Origin of the sequence: Mesorhizobium sp. M0626, from assembly GCF_040320665.1 — a bacterium.
Classification (GTDB): Bacteria; Pseudomonadota; Alphaproteobacteria; order Rhizobiales; family Rhizobiaceae; genus Mesorhizobium.
The window spans coordinates 61,466-83,722 of record NZ_JAMYQD010000024.1; the positions used below are offsets into that span (position 1 = coordinate 61,466).

Sequence of the window (22,257 nt, forward strand, 5' to 3'; positions counted from 1 at the left end):
CCTCCCCACAAGGGGGAGGGTGAAGGTTGGCGCTATCCGGCAGGACAGAACAGAGGCGTGAAGGAACTCTCATCCCTGATGATGAGCATTCGTCCAACCGATGCGCAAGCATGCCGGGCTGATCGCTAGCCAGCCAGATAGGTGTCCGCCCAGTTCGACGCCGCCCATCGCGGGTTGTTGGCGATGTTGCCCACGGTATCGCGCGCGACGCTGATGAAGCTCCATTCGGCGACGTTGATCAGCGGCAGGTCCGCCGCGACCTGTTTCTGGAATTCCTTGTAGAGGTCGGTGCGCGCTGACGTATCCAGCGTCTCCGAAGCCTTGGCGATCAGCGCGTCGAGCGCGGCGTTCTTGTAGCCGCCCTGGTTGGAGAACGGCACGCCGTCGGGAATGCCGCTCTGCACCAGGATGGTGGTCGAGATCGCCGGGTCGCCGCGGAACACCGGCGGGCCGACGGCGAGGTCGAAGGTGTGGTCGGTGTAGACGGCCTTGATGTGCGCGGCCGAGTCGTTGTTGACGATCACGGCGTCGATGCCGATTGCCGCCAGCGCCTGGCGCAGATAGTCGCCGAACTGCTTCGTCTCGTTGAAATAGGGTGCCGGCAGGAGTTTCAGCGCAAAACGCTTGCCGTCATCGGCGCGCTTGTACCCCGCGTCGTCGAGCAAGGCGTTGGCCTTGGCGACGTCGAATGGATAGATCGGCACGTCGGCAGTGTAGAATTGCGGATCGTTCTTCGGCACCGGGCCGGTGGCGGTGGCGGCATAGCCGAGGAACACCGTCTTGACGACGAAGTCCTTGTCGATGGCATGCGCGATCGCCTGGCGGACCTTCACGTCGGCCAGTTCCTTGCGGCGATGGTTGATCTCGACGACGAGCTGATAGGTCAGCCCCTCATAGCCCTTGGAGATCACCTTCAGGCCCGGCACCTTGGAGATGCGGTCGAGGTCGGCCAAGGGCACGGCGGAGAAGGCGGCGAGCTGGATCTCTTCGGCCTCGAGCGCCGCTGCAGCCGACGTGCGGTCGGGTAGCACCTGGTAGATGATCTCGTCGAGATACGGCTCGTCCTTGGCCCAGTAATCCGCATTCCTGGTCAGCTTGTAATACTGGCCGGCCTTGTATTCGCCGAACTTGAACGGCCCGGTGCCGATGGGTGCATTGTTGGCCGGGTTGTCCTCGATCTTGCCGACCTCGTAGATGTGCTTCGGCACCACGCTTGACAGCGCCGGCAGCGCGTTGCGGATCAGCTGGAACGGCGTTGGCTTGGCGAATTTGAAGACGGCGGTCAGATCGTCAGGGGTGTCGACGCTGGCCAGATCCTTGAACACGGTGCGGCCGAGATTCTGCAGCGGCTTCCAGATCTGCAGCGCGGAGAAGGCGACGTCGGCCGAGGTGAACGGCTCGCCGTCATGCCATTTGACGCCGTCGCGCAGTTTGAAGGTCACCGACAGCCCATCGGCAGCACCTTCCCAGGAGAGCGCAAGGCGGGGTTCCAGTCCGTCCTTGCCTTCGAACGAGGCTTCGGCCAGCGTTTCGACGATCTTGCTGGAAATGAAGAAGACGCCGTTGGAGGCGACGATGGCCGGATTGAGGTTGCGCGGTTCGGAATCGGCGGCGAGCACGAGGCGGCCGCCCTTCTTCGGCGTCTGCGCCCAGCTGAATGTGGGCATGGCGGTGGAGGCCAGCAGCAAAACTGAGCCGCCAAGCAGCGTGCGTCTGGAAATATCCGACATGATCAACCTCCGTCCTCTCCGCGACCAGATGGGCGCACCCCTCGAAGCTGGCCGCACCCGCCAGCATCCTCGCGGCGATTATGGCCCTTGCCAAGGGTTTCGCCAGAGACGGAATTGGCGCATCCTTGCTTGGCTTTGAAATTTTCGTCCTCTGGACCAGTTTTAGAGGTGGCCCTTTCATTCTGGTATTCTGGTAGGACCAGATTGCCTTAGTGTGCAGCAATGACGAGTGGTGACAGCCTGCCGAAGCAATCTAACCTGTTTCTGGCTGGACCAGAGTTAACGAAATGGTGCAGATTTGATCGAAGCCAAGGGATTGGACGCAGTACGGCCGGCGATCCCACTGATATCAGGGAGAGAAAGATGAACATCGCCCCGGGCAAGAGCGCCGTCAGCAATATCCCGTTCGATCAGGTGAGGGTCGACCGGCTGATGGAAGAGGCCGGCATCGATGTTCTGCTCGCGACCTCCAAGCACAACACGCAGTATCTGCTTGGCGGCTACAAGTTCATCTTCTTTGCCGCCATGGATGCGATCGGCCATAGCCGTTACCTGCCTATCGTCCTCTATGAAAAGGGCGGGCCCGGTCATGCCGCCTATATCGGCAACCGCATGGAAGGCGCCGAGCACCAGAACAGCCCGTTCTGGACGCCGACGCTGCATGCCGCCTGCTGGGGCACGCTCGATGCTGCCAATCTTGCGGTCGAGCACATCAGCAAGATCGGCAAGGCCGGCGCCCGCCTCGGCATCGAGCCGGCCTTCCTGCCGTCGGACGCCTATGCGCTGATCCGCAAGGCGTTGCCGGATGCCAGGCTGATCGACGCGACCGGCATGCTGGAGAGCATGCGCGCCATCAAGACGGACGCCGAGCTGGAAAAGCTGCGTATCGCCTCCGAGCTGATCACCGATTCCATGTTGGCGACCATCCGGTGGGCGCATGAAGGCACGACCAAGGCGGAGATCATCGAGCAGCTGCGGCGTGAGGAAACCAATCGCGGCGCGCATTTCGAATATTGCCTGCTGACGTTGGGCGCCAGCTACAACCGCGCGGCGTCACCGCAGGCGTGGAAAAAGGGCGAAGTGCTGTCGATCGATTCCGGCGGCAATTATCACGGCTATATTGGCGATCTCTGCCGCATGGGCATTCTGGGCGAACCGGATGCCGAGCTTGAGGATCTATTGGCCGAGGTCGAGACGGTGCAGCAGGCGGCGTTCTCGAAGGTGAGGGCGGGCACCATCGGCGGCGACATGATTTCGCATGCCGAGGGTGTGCTGAAGGCCTCCAAAGTCGCGCCCTACACGGATTTCTTCGCCCACGGCATGGGCCTGATCACGCATGAGGCTCCGTTCCTGATGACCAACCATCCGGTGACCTATGAAGGCACCTATGCCGCCAAGCCGCTGGAGACAAACATGGTGCTGTCGGTGGAGACGACCATGCTTCACCCGACGCGGGGGTTCATCAAGTTGGAGGACACGTTGGCGGTGACGGATGCGGGATATGTGATGTTTGGGGATCGGGCGCGGGGCTGGAATAGAGGTGGGATAGCCTAGCTCGGCGCTACTCCCTCACCCGGATTGTCATCCGAATTGCGAAGGGCAATTCGGGCTATCCGACCTCTCCCCGAGGGGAGAGGAGTTTGCGCCGGCGCTGGCTCCTGCCTCTTCTCCCCTCGGGGAGAAGGTGGCCGCGAAGCGGCCGGATGAAGGGGGCCTTTCGCGATTACTTCCCCGCCGGGATCAGCCTGAAATCCGGCAGCTCCCGCAGCACCAGTTCCGGTCCGGCCGGCGAATAGACGACGAAGAGCTGCATCGGCCCATCGCCGGTATTCAGCGTCGAATGGAAACGGCTTTCCGGCACATAGATGGTGCAGCCGGGGCCGACCTTGGCGACGACCGGATTGCCGTTCTCGTCTTCGACCATTTGTTCGCCATTGCCTGAGATGACGAAGATGATTTCTTCCGCGCCGGGGTGGTTGTGGCGGGTGTGGCCCTTGCCTGAGGGCAGGTCGACGACGCCGCCGGAAAAGCGCTCAGCGCCATTCACTTCAGGCGCGACCGTCAGCGACAGCTTGCCCCAGTCAAAGCCGAAGGCGCTCACGTCCTTCGGGTATACGAACACCTTGCTCTTGTCGGTCATGATCTCATCCCTTCTTTTTCTTCTGGTCGTGCGGCGTGACGGCCTTGAAATCCGCCGTCTGCCTGGCGATCGCGGCTTCAGCCGGCAGCCGTTCCATCGAACTCGCGCCATAAAAGCCGTGCAGGCCCTTGCAGCGGTCGAGGATGTAGCGGGCATCATCCGGCATCGAGATCGGCCCGCCATGGCAAAGCAGGATGACATCCTTGCGCACCGAGCGCGCCGCGTTGGCGATGGCGTCGATCTCGACCACGCAGTCGTCGAGCGACTTGGCCGACGTGGCTCCGATCGAGCCGCCGGTCGTCACCCCCATATGGGCAACGACGATGTCGGCGCCGGCTTTTGTCATGGCGCGCGCCTCGTCGGGGTTGAAGATATAGGGCGTGGTCAGAAGATCGAGCTTGTGCGCCTCGGCGATCATGTCGACCTCCAGCCCGAAGCCCATGCCGGTTTCCTCAAAACTCTGGCGCATGCTGCCATCGAACAGGCCGATGGTCGGGAAATTCTGCACGCCGGAAAAGCCCATCGTCTTCAGCTCGGCAAGCAGCAGCGGCATGATGACGAAGGGATCGGTGCCGTTGACACCGGCCAGCACCGGCGTCTTTTTGACCACCGGCAGCACCTCATAGGCCATTTCCTTGACGATCTCATTGGCGTTGCCATAGGCGAGCAGGCCGGCAGCCGAGCCGCGCCCGGCCATGCGGTAGCGGCCGGAATTGTAGATGATGATGAGGTCGATGCCGCCGGCTTCCTCGGCCTTGGCCGACAGGCCGGTGCCGGCGCCGCCCCCGACGATGGGCACGCCGTCGGCGATCATCGCCTTGAACTTCTTCAATATGTCCTTGCGCGGTATTGCGGGCATTTGTTGGCTCTCACTGTCTGGCGATGTCGAGGAAGGCCGCGGTTGCGGCTTTGGCAAATTCCGGATCGTTGATGTGCAACGGCAGGCGTGTGACCCGGCGTGTGGCGCTCGGCCTGATGGTGCGCTCGATGGCACCGAACAGCACGGCGTCGGCTTCGGGGTCGAAGAAGGCGCCGCCCTCGATATCGAGTGCCGAGACACCTTTTTCGGGGATCAGGAAATGCACAGGGCCCTCGCAGCGAGCGAGCCTGGTGCCGATCCACTCGCCTATACCGCGGCATTCGTCCACCGTGGTGCGCATCAGTGTGACGTTGGGATTGTGCTCGTAGAACAGCCGGCCCCTAAACTTCTCGGGAATGGTCGGCGGCGCCCAGAAATTGACCATGTCCAGCGCGCCGACCGAGCCTACATAGGGCAGCTTGGTGCGGGCGATGGCGCCGAAGCGGTCCTCCGTCGCCGGCAGCACGCCGCCGAACAGCAGGTCGCAGACTTCCGTCGTGGTGATGTCGATGACGCCGGCGAGCAGGCCCGAGTCCGCGAGCTTCTCCATCGAGCGGCCGCCGGTGCCGGTGGCGTGGAAAACCATGCAGTCATAGTTGGCGCGCAACTGATCCGCGATGGCGGTCACGCAAGGCGTGGTGACGCCGAACATGGTGAACCCGAGTGCCGGCTTGCCGGTGGCAGTCGGCGCCGGCCTGGCGGCCATGCCGGCGATTGCCTGCGCCGCATTGTGCAGCACGACGCGTGACAGCCGGTTCAGTCCCGCCATATCGGTGACCGATGGCATCATGATGATGTCGGAGACGTCGACATAGGGCGCGGTGTCGCCGGAGGCGAGCGTCGAGACCATGATCTTGGGCAGCCCAAGCGGCAGCGCGCGCATGCCGGCAGTGATGATCGACGTGCCGCCGCCGCCGCCAATGCCGATCACGCCTGATATGTCGTCGCGCGACTGAATGAAATTTGTGAAGGCGGCGCTCATGCCGGCCACTGCCGTGCCGCGATCATCGATGCCGAGCACGCCACTGGCTCCACCCGGATGATGCGCCGCGACCTCGCTGGCCGGGATATCGACCGGCACCGTGGCACCGCGCGTTCCGATGTCGACGCGGGCAACCGAACTGCCGGTGGCGGCAATAGCATCGGCCAGGAAGGCAAGTTCCTCGCCCTTGGTGTCGGCTGTGCCCACCACGTAGATGCGCTTCATCGCGTTTCTCCCGTCACCGGCCGACCGGCGCCGGGCCGCCTGTCGCCCTTTGCCGGCCTTTCGGTGGGCAAAGGTCATTGCAATTTTTCGAGACGCGCGTATCGTATTGACATGGAAGTCTCACGTCAACAAGCCGCTGGGAACGACGACGCCAACGAGGCTGCAGAACGCGGCCCACGGGCCCGCACAAAACGGCTGATGCTGAAGACGGCGACGCGGCTGATGCAGGCGGGCGTCACCCCGTCGGTCAGCGAAGTCGCGGAGGCGGCGCAAGTGTCGCGCGCCACCGCCTATCGCTATTTCCCCAGCCAGGCAGCCCTGGTGCAGGCGGTGGTTGACGAGGGGCTTGGGCCGATCCTGACCTGGCAATCGACGTCCACCGATGCCGGGCGGCGCGTTGCCGAATTGTTCGATACGGCCATGCCGCGCATCGAAGCTTTCGAGGCAACTTTCAAGGCAGCGCTGAAACTGTCGCTCGACCAATGGGCGCAGCGGCAGGCGGGCACGCTGGGCGGCGAGCCGCAATTCACGCGCGGACATCGCGTCCAGCTGCTGAAGGATGCCATCGCACCGCTCAAGGGCCGGCTGCCGCCGCGCGAGTTCAAGCGCCTGGCGCAGGCGCTGTCGATGATGTTCGGCGTCGAAGTGCTGATCGTGCTGAAGGATATATGGGGGCTCGATAGCCGCGGCATGCGGTCGGTCGCGCAATGGGCGGCGGGCGCCCTTGTGCGCGCCGCGGTGGCGGAATCAACGGCTGAAATCGATGCGGCCCCGACGGCGGCATTGGCGAAATAGCGCCAATCTGGTTCGACCAGATTTGGATGCCCACTATTGATGTTAACCGGGATGGCAGTGCCGAAACAAGGCTCTCCTATATCAACGAGTAGGAAAATTCAGGGAAAACAGTCGGATACATGAAAAATCCGGTTATACAAGGTCCGGTGGTGATCCAAGAAAGAGCTTGACGGCTATCCAAAATTGGTAATACCAGATCAGGAAAGAAAAGGCGGATCGAGAATGACAGCCGCAGTCCATTTCGGCAGGACGAGGAGAATCATACGGATGGCGCGTGTTCCGTCCGCACGAGGTGGCGCATCGTGACGCAGACGTCGCCTCGCGCCAGTGACGGCAAGGGGATTGCGCTGCGCCTCGATGGGCTCAGCAAGGCCTATGGATCCGTGCGCGCCATCAACGACCTGAGCTTCGCCGTCGACGAAGGCCGCTTCTTCGTACTCTTCGGGCCGAGCTCCGTTGGCAAGACGACGACGCTGCGCACTATCGCCGGCCTCGTCCAGGCCGACTCCGGCACGCTTGAGATCGGCGGCCGCGACATGGCCCATGCGCCGATCGCCGGCCGAGGCATCTCGATGGTCTTCCAGTCTTTCGCGCTTTACCCCCACCTCACGGTCTATGACAATCTCGCCTACCCGCTGCGCGAGGAGAAAGCCGCGCGCGCCGAGATTGACAAGCGGGTGAAAGAGACCGCCGAGATCCTGAAGCTGACACACCGCCTGAAGGCCAAGCCGGCAACCCTGTCCGGCGGAGAGCAGCAGCGCGTCGCGCTCGGCCGCTCCCTGATCCGCCGGCCAAAGATTCTTCTGCTCGATGAGCCGCTCACCAATCTCGACGCCAAGCTTCGGCACGAGACGCGCGCCGAGCTGAAGCGGCTGCACCGCCAGTTCGGCATGACCGTGATCTATGCCACGCCCGACGAGCTCGAGGCTCTCTCGATGGGCGAGACGATCGCCGTCATGCGCGATGGGGGCATCGTCCAGATCGGCACGCCAGACGAGCTTTACGAGCAGCCGATCAATACCTATGTCGCCAGCAAGATCGGCTCGCCGCACATGAATCTGTTCACGGCCTCGGTGCGCGCCGACACCAGATCTTTCGACACGCCGCTCGGGACTCTGGTTCCGGCGACGGCGCCAAAGACTGCCGATGCCAACGAGGCCGCGCTGATCGGCATTCGCCCGAGCGACATTCGGCTCGCCGCCAAGGGCGAAGCCGGGGTTGCCTCGAAGGTGCATCTGGTCGAACCGCTCGGCGACATAACGATCGTCTCGGTCGAGGCCGGCGGCGAGATGTTGCGCATGGTGCTGCCGGAAGCGATCGCCGCCAGCATCAGGACCGGCGATTCGGCATCGATCGCCATCGATAACAGGAAAATCCACGTCTTCCGCGCCGCGAGCGGCCAGGCAATGACCTGACTCGAACGGCGAGAAGCAATCCGGTTAACCAAGGGAGGAAACGCGAATGACGGCGATGACCAAACTGAAAGGGCTAGCGACAGCCGCAAGCTTCGCTGCCACACTACTGGTGGGAGGCGTGACCTATGCCTCTGCCGAAGAAGTGACGTTGACGATGGCGGTGCCGGATTGGCCCCCGACCCGCATTATGAAGAAGTTCTTCGACGAGCAGTACAAGCCGAAGTCTGGCAATACTGTGAAGCTCGATGTGGACTTCATTCCGTGGCCGGATTTCTACACCCGCGTCAACGCCTCGTTGACCTCGGGCGAAAAGAAGTACAACTTCATCGTGTCGGACTCGCAGTGGCTGGGCGCCTTCGTCGAAGGCGGCTACTTCCGCAAGATCAACGATCTCATCGATGCCGACCCGGAACTCAAGGCGACGATGGAGTCGATGCATCCCGCCGTGCTCAACGCCTACTCGACCTATCCCAACAGCACGCCGAACTACTACGGCTTCCCGCAGTTCCCGGACGTGCTGGTCACCTACGGCCGCAAGGACGTGCTCTGCAACAACGACGAGCAGGCCGCCTACAAGGCGAAGTACAATGAGAAGCTGCCCTGCACCGGCGAAGAAATCGACGCCATGGACTGGAACACGTTCGAGCATGTTGGCGAATTCTTCCAGCGCAAGAAGGGCGACAAGCTCGCCGGCCAGGTGCTGGATGACGATTTCTATGGCATCGCCTATCAGGCAGGCAAAGGCTACGACTTCTCGACGAGCTCGGTCCACACGTTCGTCTGGGAGCATGGCGGCGGCATCTGGGATGAAACCAAGGCCCCGACCGGACATGCCGAAGGCGTCGTAAACTCCCCGAAGTCCATCGAGGGCATGGAGCATTTCCTCAAATTGCTGAAGTTCATGCCGCCGGTGGTCAAGACCGGCACCATGGACATCTTCGTCTCGGACCAGTTGTTCCGTGAAGGCAAGGTGGCCATGAACATCGACTGGATCGGTCTCGCCGAAGCCTCGCTCGATCCCAAGACGTCGAAGGTTGCCGACAAGCTGGTGTTCGGATTGGCGCCAGGCCTGCGCGGTGCCGACGGCAAGGTGAATCGTACGTCACAGATCGGCGGACAGCCTTTCGTTCTCACCACCTGGACGACGCCTGAGCAAATCAAGGAAGCGGTTGGCTTCGTGAAGTGGTGGCTCTCGCCTGATATCCAGCACCAGTTCGCCGCCGGCGGCGGCCAGTCCGCGATCAAGTCGGTCTACAGCGATCCGAAGTATGTGACCTATCGTCCGTGGGACCGCGCCTGGGCGAACTCGCTCGACTGGCAGAAGGACATGTGGCACGTGCCGCAGTTCTTCGAACTGCTCACCCAGCAGCAGGACCAGTACGACCTAGCCATCACTGGCAAGCAGGACGCCAAGACCACCTTGGATAACATCGCCAAGTTCCAGGAGGACCTCCTGAAGAACGATGGTCTTATCCAGTAACCTTCCGACATAGCTGCGGGGAGCGGGCAAAAGCCGCTCCCCGTCATTGCCACTTCAGGCGCTCCATATTTCGGACTCCCATGACCGCTGTTTCAAGCACGCTGCTGACACCACGCCTTACCGCGGTTGTTGCCCACAACTGGAAACTCGCCATCGCTGTCGCTGTCGTCGTGTCGGCCATATCAATGGCGGGCTTGCCTGCGGCTGTCTCCTTCTGGGTGGTGGGCGCCGCGGTGGCGTTGGTCGCGGCCGCATTTACCGTCAACGCGTATCGCCGCCACTACTTCGGCGCCTTGCTGGTCGCTCCGGCAATCGCCGTTCTGTTTGTGATGAATATCTTCCCCCTGCTGTGGTCGCTGGGCCTTTCGTTCTTCGCCTACCAGGCAAACCAGCAGACGATCCGCTTCGTCGGACTCGGGAACTACATCCGGATCCTTACCAACGATCTCGCTGCTCACGCGACTTGGGGCGCGCTGATCAACACCGCCATGTTCGTCGTGTTCACCGTCTCCGCGCAGATGATCGTCGGCTTTCTGCTGGCCATCCTGTTCGCCAAGCAATTTCCGCTGCGCAAGTATTTGTTGATCCTGGTGCTGACACCGATGATGCTTTCGGTTGTCGCCTCTGGCGTGTTCTTCACCTACTACTATGACCCGACATTCGGGATTCTCAGCTACGTCATCAATTCCATCTCCGGCAACCAGTTCATCCTGATGAGCAACAAAGTCGGTGCCGTGGCGGGAATCGTTTTCGCCGACGCATGGATGTGGTCGCCCTTTGTCATGCTCCTTGTGCTTGCGGGCCTCGTCTCGGTGCCGAAATACCTTTACGAGGCCGCTGCCATCGACCGTATTTCCAGCTGGCGGCAATTCTGGATGATCACCTTCCCCTACATCCGCGGCCTTCTGATGTTGGCCCTTCTCTTCCGCACCATCGAGGCATTCAAGCTGGCGGATCTCGTCATCCTCCTCACCAAGGGCGGCAACGACACGCTGACGATCTCCTATCACTTGATCCGCATCGCCAACGAGCAGAACAAGACGAGTGAGGGCGCGTCGATCTCCTACCTGATGCTGTTCATGGTGATCGTTCTCACCAACCTCTACCTGTACCTCGCAAACCGCCGTACGCAGGGAGCCTAACCCGTGACCGAATCGATATTGGGAAAGCTCGGCTTCCGCAGGGCCAGCGGAGTAGACGAGGCCGGCTGGGGGCGGACGCTCGCCGTGGCCGTCGTCGCCTTTATCTATTTTCTGCCGGTGCTGTTCATCATATTCACCGCCTTCAAACCGCAGGGCGACGCGCTTCTGGTGCCTCCGACGCTGTCGCCCACGTCGCTGTTCGGCTTGATTCCGGATCATTTTGTGTTCAAGCCCACGCTCGAAAATTTTGGGTCCGTCTTTTCTCGCTCGATGACGTCGGGCGGTGCCCCGGAAGCGACAGGATTCGACCGTTATTTCTTCAACTCGATCTTCATCGCCTCGGCTTCGGTGCTGCTGGCGCTGGTCATCGGCACCCTGGCGGCCTTCGGCTTCTCGCGCTATCCGCTGAAAGGCAATGACACCTACCTGTTCATCATCCTGACCACGCGCATGCTGCCGGCGATTGTGGTGATCATTCCGGTGATCCTGATGTTCCGCGTAGTGGGCCTGTCGGGCTCGTATCTCGGCATCATCATGCTCTACACCGCCTTCAACCTGGCCTTCACCATCTGGATGATGAAGAGCTTCTTCGATGAATTGTCGCCAGACGTCGAGGATGCCGCCCGCCTCGACGGATCGTCCGGAATGCGGGTGTTCTTCAAGATTTGCCTGCCCCAGGTCATTGCCGGGCTCGCCGCCACGTTCGTGTTCGGCCTGATCCTCACCTGGAACGAGTTCCTCTTCGCCCTCTTGCTCTCGGGGCCCGACACGAGGACGGTCCCGGTCGCCATGAACCAGGCCGTGTCGTCGGGTGGACGCGGCACCGACTGGACTTTGCTTGCCGCCATCGAAACCCTGTTCCTCGTCCCAGTCTTCCTGGTCACCTTCTTCTTGCAAAACCATCTGTTGCGCGGTGTTACCTTCGGCACGGTGAAGCGCTGAGATGTCAACCATCGAACTCCGCAAAGTCACCAAGCGCTTCGGCTCCTTCACCGCGGTCAAGGACGTTGACCTGTCGGTGGCCGCCGGTGAGGTCGTCTGCCTTCTCGGCCCGTCCGGCTGTGGCAAGACGACGACCTTACGCGTCATCGCCGGGCTGGAAAGCGTCACTGACGGCGAGGTCGTCGTCGCCGGCAAGGTGATGAACAAACTGCCGCCCGAAAAGCGCGACATCGCCATGGTGTTCCAGTTCTACGCGCTCTACCCGTCGGCATCGATCGCCGAGAACATCGCCTTCCCGCTCTATCATGACGGCATTTCCGGGGCTGAGCGGACTGCCCGCGTCAACCGCGTCGCCGCGATCCTTCACTTGGAGCACGTTCTCGACCGGCTGCCGAACCAGATATCCGAGGGCGAAAAGCAGCGCGCCGCCATGGCCCGCGCCATCGTCCGCGACCCCAATTGCTTCCTCTTCGACGAGCCCTTGTCGCGTCTCGATGTCGAACTGCGCCAAACCATGCGTGGCCAGATCAAGGAAGTGCTGCAGGGCCTCTCCAAAGCGACCGTGATCGTGACCCATGACCAGCTCGAAGCGCTCACCATGGCCAACCGCATCGCCATCATGAAGGACGGCCTGATCGAGCAAGTCGGCTCACCGCACGAGGTATTTGCCAAGCCCGCCAATGCTTTCGTGGCGAGCTTCATCGGCACGCCGCAGATGAATCTTCTCGAGGCCGACCTCAAGGCCTTCGCCGATGGCACGGCGGACATGACCGTGGCCGGCATTAGTCTGGCGATCCGCACGGACGCGGCGGTCGCGCGCCTGCAGCCCGGCAAGGTGACGATCGGTGTCCGCCCCCGTGCTTTCACCGTGACCGATACAGGGGACCGTGGCACCATCTCCGCCAGAGCCGAGCTCATCGAGCCCATGGGCGCCGAAACCCTTATTCATGCCCGCACGGCGGCAGGCGCCGACATCCGCGTCGTGGTGACGAGAAGCCAGTGGGTCAAGGTCGGCGAGGCGCTGAATCTACGCCCCGATCCCAGGCAAACCCATGTCTTCGATGGCGCCGGAAAGGCGGTGCGGTCATGAGCGACAGTTCTTCCGGCATGAGCCGCGCCGGCGCGTTCCGCCTCGAGCTCTTCATCATTGGCCTCGGCGTCTTGGCGCTGGTGCTGATCTTTCAACCCTTTTCCATCGGCCTGTACGCGGTCGGCAGCGGTCTCGTGGTGCTTGCCGGGCTCATCAACAACCTGCTGCCGTTGGCCCAGCCGGGCGTCAAGGTGCGCAGTGTGGTGACCGTAGCGCTGGTCGTGGCGCTGGTCTTCTGCATTGCGCTGCTGGTATCGATCACGGCGGCGCATCTCTACGGCGTCTTCTTCCTCAATCCACCGGACCCCAACACTCTCGCCGGCAAGGCGCAGCTCGCCACGCCGCCTTTCTACAAGCAGGCTTTCGTGTGGGAAATCGCCGCCGCGGCGGTGATTCTCGCGCTGATCGTCACCGCTCTCAACAAGACAGCGCGATGATCAGCAGCTGACGCTATCCGGCAGGTCGCGCTCGCGCCCGTCCGCGACGGTCGGTGTGCGTCGCCCTCTCAACTCTCACGCCGTCATCCTCCGGCTTGACCGGAGGACCCGACGCCGAGATCAAAGACCGGGTCGACCGCGCCGCCAAGACACTGCGGATCGAGCATCTGCTCGACCGTAAGACCGATCGTCTGTCCGGCGGCGAGATGCAGCGCGTTTCGGCCGCGCCATCGTGCGCAAGCCGCGCGTATTCCTGATGGACGAGCCGCTGTCGGCGCTCGACGCCAAACTGCGAGAGGCGCTGCGCACGGAACTGAAGAACCTGCACATACAGCTCGGCGCCAACTTCCTGTTCGTCACCCACGACCAGATCGAGGCGATGTCGATGGGCGACAAGGTGGGCGTGCTGAACCATGGCCGCATCGTCCAGACCGGCACGCTGCACGAGATCTACAACAATCCGCGCGACACCTATGTGGCGAGCTTTGTCGGCTCGCCGCCGATGAACCTCATCGACGGCCGGTTGATCAACAACCGCGCGGTGATGGCGCCGACGAATTTCGAGCTGCCGCTTTCAGCAGGAGCCAAGGGTTTTGGAGGGGCGAAGACTGGTGCGGCAACGGAAGGGCGCCCGCTCGTCTTCGGCATCCGTCCCGAGGACGTCTATCTCGAGAGCGGCGCGCCGGTCGAGGCGCGCGTCTACGATGTCGAGAACCATGGCGTGGAAAAGATCCTGACTCTGCGGGTCGGCGACGCCACGCTGCGCGCTACCGTGCCGGCGCGGACCGATGTGGCGATCGAGCAATCGGTGCGCTTTGCCTGGAACGCGGACAAGGTGGTGCTGTTCGACAAGGCAGCGGCGTGAGCTTGCGGCACGCCGGATAGGCTCTCCTGCAGACTCCCGCCGGCGCCAATCCGCCCGCGAAAATCTGCAGGCGATCGTCCAGCTATTTCTGGAAGTAGGTCTCGTAAGGCGTATCGTTGATCAGCAGGATCACGCACTCCGTCTCTGAGAGGCAGGCGTCGTCGTGCATCTCGTTGGCCTTCTGGATCCAGTAGGCTTCGCCGCCGTCCATTTGCCAATGCGCCCACAGTCCCTTGATGACCACTGCGCGATAGTCGGCGGTGTGCGCATGAACCGGCGCGCGCCAGTTGCCGGGAACTTTCAGCAAGGTGCCCGCCGGGCCTTTGGCCCGGTCACCCCACAACGGGCCAAGGCGATGCGGCTGGTCTGGCACTTCGGCGACATAGGGGATCTTGTCGGCCGGGAGATAGCTGTCCTCGAGGGCAAAGGCGCGAGCGGGAAAGACACAAGAAACGGCGAGCGCCAGAAACGCGCCGTCTTCGGCGGCCTGGTGGTCGACAATGCCGGTGTGGCCAGCGCCTTCGCCTATTGTGGCGCTGCGACCTTGCTGGCGGCGATCGTTGTGTTCGCGCGCGGCCCTAAGCGCGTCGAATAGCCGATAGCCATCCTTGGCTAAAGCAGCGGGCCCGAGAACTATCAGGGTTTTCGGGGCGTTGCTTTTGTGGTGAGAGGCCACCGTAGGGTCAGACCGCGCGGCCGTCGAAGTCGAAGACCGGCAGGCCGGTGGGATCGAAATCGCCGACGCAGTTGAGGTTGATGTAGGCGCTGCGTTCGCTGCCCTGACTGACATCCTCGGCAAAGGGATGGATGCCGCAGGTGCGGCAGAAGCGATGCGCCATTGCATGATTGCCGAATGTGTAGGTGCCGAGATCGTCGCCCCACGCCAGCACCGTCAGGCTGTCATGCGGGATGGCGGCCAACAGCGCGCCCTTGCGCGAGCAGATCGAACAATTGCACCGCACGGCGCCTGTCAGCTGCGCCTTGAATTCGAACGCAACCTTGCCGCAGTGGCAGCTGCCTTTGTACAGCATCAGTCCCTTCCTATCGCTGGCAGGTGCAAAGGCACGCTGTCCGGGCTATTCCTTCCGCTGACCTAGCGGCCCATATGCCTTAAAGACGCTCCACCTTGACGGAATCCGACATCGACATGCAATCAATCCGCGATCGTCTCGAGATCATCCTGTCACGTCTTGCCAGTTGCGCGGCAGGCGAGAAGGTGTTCACCAAACTCTATGCCGAGGCGGCGCGCGCAGCGGCCGAGGCCACCGATGCGCGCAAGAAGGCCGGCGTATCGCTCGGGCCGCTCGACGGCACCATCGTGTCGATCAAGGATCTGTTCGATGTCGCCGGCGAGCCGACCACGGCCGGGTCGCTGATGCTGAGGGACACCGCGCCCCGTCGGCACGACGCTGCGGTCGTCAGCCGTCTGCGCCAGGCCGGCGCCGTCATCATCGGCAAGACCAACATGACCGAATTCGCCTTCACCGCTATCGGCGACAACATGCACTACGGCACACCGGGCAATGCCGCCGACACCAGCCGCATTCCAGGCGGTTCGTCGTCGGGCGCCGCCGTGTCCGTTGGCGAGGGGACAAGCGACATTTCCATCGGCTCCGACACCGGCGGTTCGGTGCGCATCCCGGCATCGCTGAACGGCGTCGTCGGTTTCAAGCCGACGGCGCGGCGCGTGCCGCTGACTGGTGCCTATCCCCTTTCCGCGACGCTGGATTCGATCGGGCCGCTGGCGCTGAGTGTTGCTGCGTGTGCCCTGGCTGACGCCGCGATGACGGGCGAGCAGATGCCGCAACTGCACCTGCCGTTAGCGCTTGCCGGGCTTCGTGTCGGCATTCCGCGCGGCCTGCTTTTCGAAGACACGGAAACGGAGATTGCCGCCGCGTTCGATCGCAGCCTTGCCGGGATCGAGCAGGCAGGCGCGTGGCTCACGGACATTTCGATCGACGACCTCATTGCCGATCTGCGCCTGGCCACCAAACGCGGCTCGATCGCGGCCATGGAAGGTTCTGAAATCCATGCCGACTGGCTGGCGACGGGCGCATCGGTGCCGGTCGATCCCCATGTCAGCGGGCCGCTGTCGCGGGCGGCGGCCATACCGACGCCGGTTTATATCAGGGCAATGCGTCGTCGCGCGGCACTGTGCATAGCCATGGACGAGCGGTTGGGTTCGGTCGATGTGCTAGCTCTGCCGACCACGCCGGTGACAGCGCCGACTATCGTTTCGATGGCCGAGGATACGGCTCTGCGTGAACGCACCGAAGGTCTGCTGCTGCGCAATACCCAGGTCGCCAACCAGTTCGACCTCTGCGCGATCTCGCTGCCGATGCCCGGCATGACGCTGCCGGCCGGACTGATGCTGGTGGCGCGCAATGGCCACGACCACCATCTGCTGCGCATCGCGGCTGAAGTCGAGCGGCTGCTCCGATAGGCAGCGAGCCGTAGGTCGGCAGTCAACGTGCCGCGCAGCGCTTGCGCTCGCTTTTCTTGGAGGAGCGTTCGATTTTGGTAACGACCAGCATCGGCGGATCGTTCGGCTGGCCGCGATGCTGGATCGATCCTCGGACGACGAGTTTTCCAGCATAAAGCTTGTCGGAGAGGTCAGGTGCCGATCTGTCCAGCGGCGGCAATTCCGTAGTGTTGAGCTCCACGCCTTTAACGACATTGCCGGTGGTCAGATCCAGCGCATTGCCTGACGGGCAGGGCGCCATCATGCAGACGATCCCATTGCTGCAATAGACATAATCGCTGCTTTGTGCCGCCGCGAGCGAAGGTAAGGCCACGATCGACGACACTGCCAGAACCAGAGATGCGAAGCGAAAACCGGACATGGTTCACGCGTCCGCCGGGAACCGTCTGCGGTAATGCTCGACCACGTCGGGATTGCGCAGATTGACAGGCAGCCGGTTGGCCAGCACCAGCAAGGTCTCGCCGGCCGCGCCCACGCCCATGCGCATCATCGATTGCTCGGTAATCCCCGCCATATGCGGGGTGACGATAACATTGTCGAAACCGAAATAGGGATGGTTTGCCGGCAGCGGCTGCGTGGCAAAGACGTCGAGTGCGGCGCCGCCGATCCGGTCTTGGCGCAAGGCCTCGATCAGCGCCTCGTCGTCGATCACCGGTCCGCGCGAAATGTTGATCAAAAGCGCGTCCGGCTTCATGCGGGCAATGCGTTCGCGGCTGATCAGGCCGCGCGTTTCCGGCGTCAGCGGGCAGCAGAGCACGATGATGTCGCTCTGTTCGATCAGCGCATCGATCGACAGGAAGCCGATCCTGTCGGGTGCCGGCTGCATGCTGCGGGTCGTCGCCACGACGTCGAGGCCGAAGCCGTGCGCGGCGATATGGGCGACCGCCTGACCGATGGCGCCGAAGCCGATGATGCCGATGGTCTTGCCGGCAAGCTCGCTGGCATGGCTGGCGTGGTCGCGGCCGGCATTCCAGCCCTTGGCGCGCAAGTCGCGGTCGACCGAACGGAAGCGCCGAAGCAGGGCAAGGGCCGCGAACATCACATATTCAGCGACCGAACGCGCATTGACCGCCGGCACGTTGGCGACCAGCACGCCGGCCGCGGCCGCGGCCTCCATGGGCACCATGTCGAGCCCGGCGCCGTGGCGGACCGCGGCTCTGAGTTTCGTGGCGTTTTCGAACAGCGACGGCGGCAGCGGTGCGCGAACGATGATGACGTCGGCATGCTTCGCCTCGGCGGTCAGCGTTGCCGCATCGAGCGCTGAGGCGACGACGAGTTCACCGGCGCCCGCCAGCATTGCGGAGGCACGCGGATGCAGCGTGTGCGTCGACAGGATTCTGGGCATGGGGCTCTCGTGTTTGTCGCAAGGGAAAGCGCTGCGCGCTTTCCCGGGAAAACCGTTTCACACTTTTCCTGGAATTGCTCTAGGCTTTCTCAAATGCTAGGCTTTGCGCTTGCGCCTCGCGGCCCTCGATGATCCCCTTCCAGTAGCTTTCCGCGCCTTGCAGGTGGGCGCTCATCAGCGCCTGGGCGAGATTGCCGTCGCGACGCAGCAGCGCCTCGTAGATCTGGATATGCTCGGCATGCGAGCGCACTGAGCGCTCGGGATCGTTGAAGTAGATCGGCAGCCGCTGCTCGCCCATCAGGTAATAGACGCTGCAGATATTGTGGAAGACGCCGTTCTTGGTCGCCCGCACGATTTCGAGGTGGAATTCGCGGTCTTCCTTGGCGAGGCCTTCGCCGGCGGCGATGCACTCCTCCGAGGCTTTCAGGATCTCCCGCAGGCGTTCGAAATTCTCTTCGGTGGCACGCGAACAGGCAAGTTCGGCGGCCTTGATCTCGTGGATCTTGCGCAGTTCGACGGTCTCGTAGATCTGCACCGGATCGAGCGGCAGGCCCGCGCGGGCGAAAAGAGCCAAGGCTTCTACACTGGCCTGCCTGGTGTCGACATAGATGCCGGATTTGGCGCGGCGCTCGACGATGCGCATGGCCTCCAGAATGGCCAGCGCCTCGCGGATCTGGCCGCGGCTGACACCGAAATGCTCCGCCAGCTCGCGCTCCGAGGGCGTGCGGCCGCTCTCCTTGTCCGAATGGGCGAACAGATAGGCGGCGAGTTCGGCGAGAAGGTTCTTTTCTTTCATCGTCAACCGCGTTGCGCGTGCGCCTCCAGGAACCGCTCCGAAATGGTGAATCCCAGACCCGGCTTTTCAGGGATCGCTATCATACCGTCCCTTGCTTCGACAGTCTCTTCGATAAGATCGTGGATCATGGGGTTGGCGCCGAGCGAATATTCGACGGTAAAACTGGCAGGCGAGGCCGCACAAACATGCAGGCCGGCGAAAAAGCATGGCGCGCCGGCCCACAGATGCGGGGCAAAGCGCAGATTGAAGGCACTGGCGATGGTGCCGATCTTCATCGCCTCGCTGATACCGCCGCAAAAGGCCGGATCCGGCTGGAAGATGTCGGCGGATTTCAGCACCGCGAGATCGCGGAAGGCGTAGCGCGTCGCTTCGCTTTCGCCGGTGGCGATCGGGATCGAGCCCGAGGCGCGCACCTCGGCCATACCAGCCTTGTCGTCGGCGATAACAGGCTCCTCGAACCAGGCGAGGTCGAGATCGCTGGCCAGGCTGATGAAGCGCTTGGCCTCGGCCACCGTGTAGGTGCCGTGCGCGTCGACCATCAACTCGACGTCAGGACCGAGCGCCTGCCGTGCGGCGCGGACGCGGGCGGCGGAAATGTGCGGGGCGCCGTCCATGGCGCCGACGCGCATCTTCAGCGCCTTGAAGCCGCCTTTGGCGATGTAGGATTTGAGCTGCTCGCCGATAGCGTCGGCGGCAGCCCAGCCGCCGGAGGCGTAGGCCGGCATGCGGTCGAGCTTGCGGCCGCCGATGAGCCGCCACACCGGCTGTCCCAACGACTTGCCCAGAATATCCCAGAGCGCGATATCGACGGCGCTGATTGCCGCAATGCTCATGCCGCGCCGCGCCAGCTGCGGCATGGCATGGCCGGCGCGCGCGGCACTGTCATGGCGCACGCCGTTGTAGAGCATCTCCCAGATCATGCCGATGTCGGCGGGGTCGCGGCCGATCAGCTGCGGCCCGACCTCGTGATTCAGCATGTAGACCAGCGCACCATAGCTGCCGGCGCTGCCGGCGGCGTTCTTGCCCTCGCCCCAGCCGATCAGCCCGTCGTCAGTCTCAATGCGCAGGATGGCGGCGTCGAACGTCGTCACCTGGCCAAAGTCGCTGCGATGCTGCTTCGCGGCCTCAATCGGCACGCGGACCCACCACGCCTGGACCGTTTTGATGCGCATCCCGATCGGCTACTTGATTAGCGGCAGCAGCGTTTCGGCCGTGATGCGCATCTGGTCGGTGTAGAATTTCTCCGTCAGCACGCTGGAGCCGTGATCCTGGATGAACTTCAGCTGTTCGGGAGAAATGTCGACCGGATTGCGCTCGACCATGTCGGGATAGGGCGCGGCGGGTGTGCGGTCGACTGGCGCGACAAATTCGTTCGTCAGCGCGCCGTCATAGCCGACTTCCTTCAGCGTCTGCACGATCCGTGGCCAATCAATCTGGCCAAGGCCGGCGGCAAAGCGGTTGTTGTCGGCGACGTGGAAGTCGAACAGCCGTTTGCCGACCTGACGGATCGCGTCATGGACGTTAAATTCTTCCATATGGATGTGATAGGCGTCGAGGCAGACGCCGCATTCGGGGCTGACCGCATCGGCCAGGGCCAACGCCTGCGCGCCGCGGTTGAACAGATAGGTCTCGAAGCGGTTGAGCGGCTCGACCGCGATCTTGACGCCGACCTTCTTGGCATGGGTGAAGCATTCGCGGGTGGCGTCGACCACCCACTTCCATTCCTCTTCCTCGGTGCCGTCCGGCACCACTTTGCCGACGGTCGCGGGCACCAGCGTTATGATCTCGCCATCAAGTTCGCTGACCATGGTCAGCACGTCCTTGACGTACTGCACCGAGCGTTCGCGCTGGCCCTGGTCCCTGGCGGCAAGGTTGCGTTCGCCCAGCATCAGCGTCACCGACCCCCAGCAGCGGATGCCGTATTCTTTCAGCAGCGCGCGGGTCTCCTTGGTCTTGTATTGCTCGGGCTCGCCGGAAATCTCGATCGACTCGTAGCCGAATTTCTTGATGCGCTTCAGCGTCACCTCCAACGGTTCCGCGCGCATCCAGTTGTGCGTCGAAAGATGCATGGTCTATCCTTCCCAGAATTCGTCTGTGCCAGTTCGCCTGCGATGCGCCCCACAAGGCGCGTCGCGTGTTTCCTCCCCAAGGCGCTCCAGCGTTTTTGCGCAACTGGTTCGACCAATTGGGCCCTAATGGAGGTCTACAGCAATTTTTGTCGCGCGGCAAGAACCGCCGCGATGCGATATCGGCATCTGTGTACCGTATTGATTATGCTGGTATATATCGCCAAAAATGGAATGCCCCGGCAGCTTTGCGCGTGAGTCAAATGGCTTGACCCATTTCCGGTATTTGGTAATACCAGAATGCCATACGAGAATGCACATCACAAGAGACCAAAGAGGCTGGCCCTGCTTTCATCAGGCGCTATGCTTGGTCCTTGGAAAAATGAATTGGGAGGATGCCGATGCCGTCGACAATGAAGGGTCCGGGGCTGTTTCTGGCGCAGTTCGCGGGGGATACCGCGCCGTTCAATTCGCTGGCCTCGATCACCAAATGGGCGGCCGGTCTCGGTTACAAGGGCGTGCAGATCCCGACCTGGGATGCACGCCTGTTCGACCTCAAGAAGGCGGCGTCTTCCAAGACCTATTGCGACGAGGTGAAAGGCGTCTGCACTGATGCCGGCGTCGAGATCACCGAGCTGTCGACGCATCTTCAAGGGCAGCTGGTGGCGGTGCACCCGGCCTATGATGCCCAGTTCGACGGCTTTGCACCGCCTGCGGTGCACAACAACCCCAAGGCCAGGCAGAAATGGGCGGTCGAACAGATGGAGTTCGGCGCCAAGGCCTCGAAGAATCTTGGCCTGAAAACCTCGGTGACGTTTTCCGGCGCTCTGGCCTTCCCGTATCTCTATCCCTGGCCACAGCGGCCGGCCGGGCTGATCGAGGAGGCCTTTGCCGAACTCGGCAAGCGCTGGAAGCCGATCCTCGACGTCTATGACGAGAACGGCGTCGACGTCGGCTATGAGATCCATCCCGGCGAGGACATCTTCGACGGCGCAACCTTCGAGATGTTCCTAGATGCGGTTGGCGGTCACAAGCGCTGCAACATCAACTACGACCCGTCGCATTTCCTTTTGCAGCAGCTCGACTATCTCGAATTCATCGACATCTATCACGAGCGGATCAAGGCCTTCCATGCCAAGGATGCCGAGTTCAATCCGACGGGGCGGCAAGGCGTCTATTCCGGCTATCAGAGCTGGACCAATCGCGCCGGCCGCTTCCGCTCGCTTGGCGACGGGCAGGTCGATTTCGGCGGCATCTTCTCCAAGCTTACCCAGTATGGCTACGATTCCTGGGCGGTGCTGGAATGGGAGTGTTGCCTCAAGCATCCGGAGGACGGCGCGGCCGAAGGCGCGCCCTTCATCCAGCACCACATTATCCGGGGGACGGAAAAGGCCTTTGATGATTTCGCCGGCGGCACCACCGACAAGAAGATGCTGCGCGCCATGATGGGTATTTGACACAAGCAG

General features: G+C 62.7%; 21 protein-coding genes and 1 pseudogene. 11 read left to right on the top strand and 11 right to left on the bottom strand.

Annotated elements, in window-relative coordinates:
- Nucleotides 1-125: 125 nt before the first annotated feature.
- Nucleotides 126-1,730, bottom strand: coding sequence for an ABC transporter substrate-binding protein (locus NKI37_RS27145; RefSeq protein ID WP_352791262.1), 1,605 nt, complete (start codon nt 1,728-1,730; stop codon nt 126-128).
- 363 nt (nt 1,731-2,093) lie between these two features.
- On the opposite strand from NKI37_RS27145, the gene NKI37_RS27150 reads away from it, so the two are divergent.
- Nucleotides 2,094-3,284 (top strand): M24 family metallopeptidase, encoded by a 1,191-nt coding sequence (locus NKI37_RS27150; RefSeq protein WP_023744055.1) that lies wholly within the window; start codon nt 2,094-2,096, stop codon nt 3,282-3,284.
- Between the two features lie 169 nt (nt 3,285-3,453).
- Here NKI37_RS27150 and NKI37_RS27155 read toward each other — a convergent pair whose 3' ends face one another.
- From NKI37_RS27155 to NKI37_RS27165, 3 genes are read right to left on the bottom strand one after another with little or no spacing between them, the layout of a single operon-like run.
- A complete protein-coding gene (locus NKI37_RS27155; RefSeq protein ID WP_023753232.1) occupies nt 3,454-3,870 on the bottom strand; it encodes a cupin domain-containing protein in 417 nt (138 codons plus the stop codon).
- A gap of 4 nt (nt 3,871-3,874) precedes the next feature.
- Complete coding sequence (locus tag NKI37_RS27160; protein ID WP_352791265.1) at nt 3,875-4,729, bottom strand: phosphoenolpyruvate hydrolase family protein; 855 nt, start codon at nt 4,727-4,729, stop codon at nt 3,875-3,877.
- A gap of 10 nt (nt 4,730-4,739) precedes the next feature.
- The gene (locus NKI37_RS27165) at nt 4,740-5,936 is read right to left on the bottom strand and encodes a Tm-1-like ATP-binding domain-containing protein (protein ID WP_352791267.1); all 1,197 of its coding nucleotides are present in this window, start codon (nt 5,934-5,936) and stop codon (nt 4,740-4,742) included.
- 111 nt (nt 5,937-6,047) lie between these two features.
- Here NKI37_RS27165 and NKI37_RS27170 point away from each other — a divergent pair, with 111 nt between their 5' ends.
- The 8 genes and pseudogenes from NKI37_RS27170 to NKI37_RS27205 form a co-directional block, all read left to right on the top strand.
- Entirely contained in the window at nt 6,048-6,731 is a 684-nt protein-coding gene (locus NKI37_RS27170) for a TetR/AcrR family transcriptional regulator (protein ID WP_023704248.1), read from the top strand.
- A gap of 302 nt (nt 6,732-7,033) precedes the next feature.
- Nucleotides 7,034-8,146 carry an ABC transporter ATP-binding protein gene (locus NKI37_RS27175; RefSeq protein ID WP_031237758.1) on the top strand — a complete coding sequence of 371 codons (1,113 nt, stop codon included), beginning with the start codon at nt 7,034-7,036 and terminating at the stop codon, nt 8,144-8,146.
- A gap of 46 nt (nt 8,147-8,192) precedes the next feature.
- Entirely contained in the window at nt 8,193-9,626 is a 1,434-nt protein-coding gene (locus tag NKI37_RS27180) for an ABC transporter substrate-binding protein (protein WP_023728574.1), read from the top strand.
- Between the two features lie 80 nt (nt 9,627-9,706).
- The gene (locus tag NKI37_RS27185) at nt 9,707-10,768 is read left to right on the top strand and encodes a carbohydrate ABC transporter permease (protein ID WP_023835039.1); all 1,062 of its coding nucleotides are present in this window, start codon (nt 9,707-9,709) and stop codon (nt 10,766-10,768) included.
- 3 nt (nt 10,769-10,771) lie between these two features.
- Entirely contained in the window at nt 10,772-11,710 is a 939-nt protein-coding gene (locus NKI37_RS27190) for a carbohydrate ABC transporter permease (RefSeq protein WP_023728572.1), read from the top strand.
- A gap of 1 nt (nt 11,711) precedes the next feature.
- The gene (locus tag NKI37_RS27195; RefSeq protein WP_023733630.1) at nt 11,712-12,800 is read left to right on the top strand and encodes an ABC transporter ATP-binding protein; all 1,089 of its coding nucleotides are present in this window, start codon (nt 11,712-11,714) and stop codon (nt 12,798-12,800) included.
- Nucleotides 12,797-13,237: a hypothetical protein gene (locus tag NKI37_RS27200; RefSeq protein WP_023728570.1), complete on the top strand. Its 441-nt coding sequence runs from the start codon at nt 12,797-12,799 to the stop codon at nt 13,235-13,237. The genes NKI37_RS27195 and NKI37_RS27200 overlap by 4 nt, the downstream gene beginning before the upstream one ends.
- Nucleotides 13,238-13,317: 80 nt before the next feature.
- Nucleotides 13,318-14,122: pseudogene (locus NKI37_RS27205) on the top strand (ABC transporter ATP-binding protein); the annotation flags it as partial.
- Between the two features lie 62 nt (nt 14,123-14,184).
- Here NKI37_RS27205 and NKI37_RS27210 read toward each other — a convergent pair.
- Nucleotides 14,185-14,568, bottom strand: coding sequence for a DUF4437 domain-containing protein (locus NKI37_RS27210; protein ID WP_352791279.1), 384 nt, complete (start codon nt 14,566-14,568; stop codon nt 14,185-14,187).
- A gap of 217 nt (nt 14,569-14,785) precedes the next feature.
- Complete coding sequence (locus NKI37_RS27215; RefSeq protein WP_352791269.1) at nt 14,786-15,133, bottom strand: GFA family protein; 348 nt, start codon at nt 15,131-15,133, stop codon at nt 14,786-14,788.
- Between the two features lie 116 nt (nt 15,134-15,249).
- Here NKI37_RS27215 and NKI37_RS27220 point away from each other — a divergent pair, with 116 nt between their 5' ends.
- A complete protein-coding gene (locus tag NKI37_RS27220; RefSeq protein ID WP_352500401.1) occupies nt 15,250-16,545 on the top strand; it encodes an amidase in 1,296 nt (431 codons plus the stop codon).
- Nucleotides 16,546-16,567: 22 nt separating this feature from the next.
- Here NKI37_RS27220 and NKI37_RS27225 read toward each other — a convergent pair whose 3' ends face one another.
- From NKI37_RS27225 to NKI37_RS27245, 5 genes are all read right to left on the bottom strand, one after another.
- The gene (locus NKI37_RS27225; protein ID WP_023692018.1) at nt 16,568-16,945 is read right to left on the bottom strand and encodes a hypothetical protein; all 378 of its coding nucleotides are present in this window, start codon (nt 16,943-16,945) and stop codon (nt 16,568-16,570) included.
- 3 nt (nt 16,946-16,948) lie between these two features.
- Nucleotides 16,949-17,929 carry an NAD(P)-dependent oxidoreductase gene (locus tag NKI37_RS27230; protein WP_023686626.1) on the bottom strand — a complete coding sequence of 327 codons (981 nt, stop codon included), beginning with the start codon at nt 17,927-17,929 and terminating at the stop codon, nt 16,949-16,951.
- Nucleotides 17,930-18,008: 79 nt separating this feature from the next.
- On the bottom strand, nt 18,009-18,725 hold the full coding sequence (locus tag NKI37_RS27235; protein ID WP_023683008.1) for a FadR/GntR family transcriptional regulator: 717 nt from the start codon (nt 18,723-18,725) through the stop codon (nt 18,009-18,011).
- Nucleotides 18,726-18,727: 2 nt separating this feature from the next.
- Nucleotides 18,728-19,897: a mandelate racemase/muconate lactonizing enzyme family protein gene (locus tag NKI37_RS27240; RefSeq protein WP_023683009.1), complete on the bottom strand. Its 1,170-nt coding sequence runs from the start codon at nt 19,895-19,897 to the stop codon at nt 18,728-18,730.
- A 9-nt stretch (nt 19,898-19,906) separates the two neighbouring features.
- Nucleotides 19,907-20,794: a sugar phosphate isomerase/epimerase family protein gene (locus NKI37_RS27245; protein WP_023692016.1), complete on the bottom strand. Its 888-nt coding sequence runs from the start codon at nt 20,792-20,794 to the stop codon at nt 19,907-19,909.
- Nucleotides 20,795-21,192: 398 nt separating this feature from the next.
- Between NKI37_RS27245 and NKI37_RS27250 the strand changes: the two genes are divergently transcribed.
- Nucleotides 21,193-22,248 carry a sugar phosphate isomerase/epimerase family protein gene (locus NKI37_RS27250; RefSeq protein WP_352791271.1) on the top strand — a complete coding sequence of 352 codons (1,056 nt, stop codon included), beginning with the start codon at nt 21,193-21,195 and terminating at the stop codon, nt 22,246-22,248.
- Nucleotides 22,249-22,257 lie beyond the last annotated feature (9 nt).

Coding starts and splice junctions, on each gene's coding strand:
- NKI37_RS27145 (WP_352791262.1), bottom strand. CDS start 1,730: ATGTCGGATATTTCCAGACGCACGCTGCTTGGCGGCTCAGTTTTGCTG.
- NKI37_RS27150 (WP_023744055.1), top strand. CDS start 2,094: ATGAACATCGCCCCGGGCAAGAGCGCCGTCAGCAATATCCCGTTCGAT.
- NKI37_RS27155 (WP_023753232.1), bottom strand. CDS start 3,870: ATGACCGACAAGAGCAAGGTGTTCGTATACCCGAAGGACGTGAGCGCC.
- NKI37_RS27160 (WP_352791265.1), bottom strand. CDS start 4,729: ATGCCCGCAATACCGCGCAAGGACATATTGAAGAAGTTCAAGGCGATG.
- NKI37_RS27165 (WP_352791267.1), bottom strand. CDS start 5,936: ATGAAGCGCATCTACGTGGTGGGCACAGCCGACACCAAGGGCGAGGAA.
- NKI37_RS27170 (WP_023704248.1), top strand. CDS start 6,048: ATGGAAGTCTCACGTCAACAAGCCGCTGGGAACGACGACGCCAACGAG.
- NKI37_RS27180 (WP_023728574.1), top strand. CDS start 8,193: ATGACGGCGATGACCAAACTGAAAGGGCTAGCGACAGCCGCAAGCTTC.
- NKI37_RS27185 (WP_023835039.1), top strand. CDS start 9,707: ATGACCGCTGTTTCAAGCACGCTGCTGACACCACGCCTTACCGCGGTT.
- NKI37_RS27195 (WP_023733630.1), top strand. CDS start 11,712: ATGTCAACCATCGAACTCCGCAAAGTCACCAAGCGCTTCGGCTCCTTC.
- NKI37_RS27200 (WP_023728570.1), top strand. CDS start 12,797: ATGAGCGACAGTTCTTCCGGCATGAGCCGCGCCGGCGCGTTCCGCCTC.
- NKI37_RS27215 (WP_352791269.1), bottom strand. CDS start 15,133: ATGCTGTACAAAGGCAGCTGCCACTGCGGCAAGGTTGCGTTCGAATTC.
- NKI37_RS27220 (WP_352500401.1), top strand. CDS start 15,250: ATGCAATCAATCCGCGATCGTCTCGAGATCATCCTGTCACGTCTTGCC.
- NKI37_RS27225 (WP_023692018.1), bottom strand. CDS start 16,945: ATGTCCGGTTTTCGCTTCGCATCTCTGGTTCTGGCAGTGTCGTCGATC.
- NKI37_RS27230 (WP_023686626.1), bottom strand. CDS start 17,929: ATGCCCAGAATCCTGTCGACGCACACGCTGCATCCGCGTGCCTCCGCA.
- NKI37_RS27235 (WP_023683008.1), bottom strand. CDS start 18,725: ATGAAAGAAAAGAACCTTCTCGCCGAACTCGCCGCCTATCTGTTCGCC.
- NKI37_RS27240 (WP_023683009.1), bottom strand. CDS start 19,897: ATGCGCATCAAAACGGTCCAGGCGTGGTGGGTCCGCGTGCCGATTGAG.
- NKI37_RS27245 (WP_023692016.1), bottom strand. CDS start 20,794: ATGCATCTTTCGACGCACAACTGGATGCGCGCGGAACCGTTGGAGGTG.
- NKI37_RS27250 (WP_352791271.1), top strand. CDS start 21,193: ATGCCGTCGACAATGAAGGGTCCGGGGCTGTTTCTGGCGCAGTTCGCG.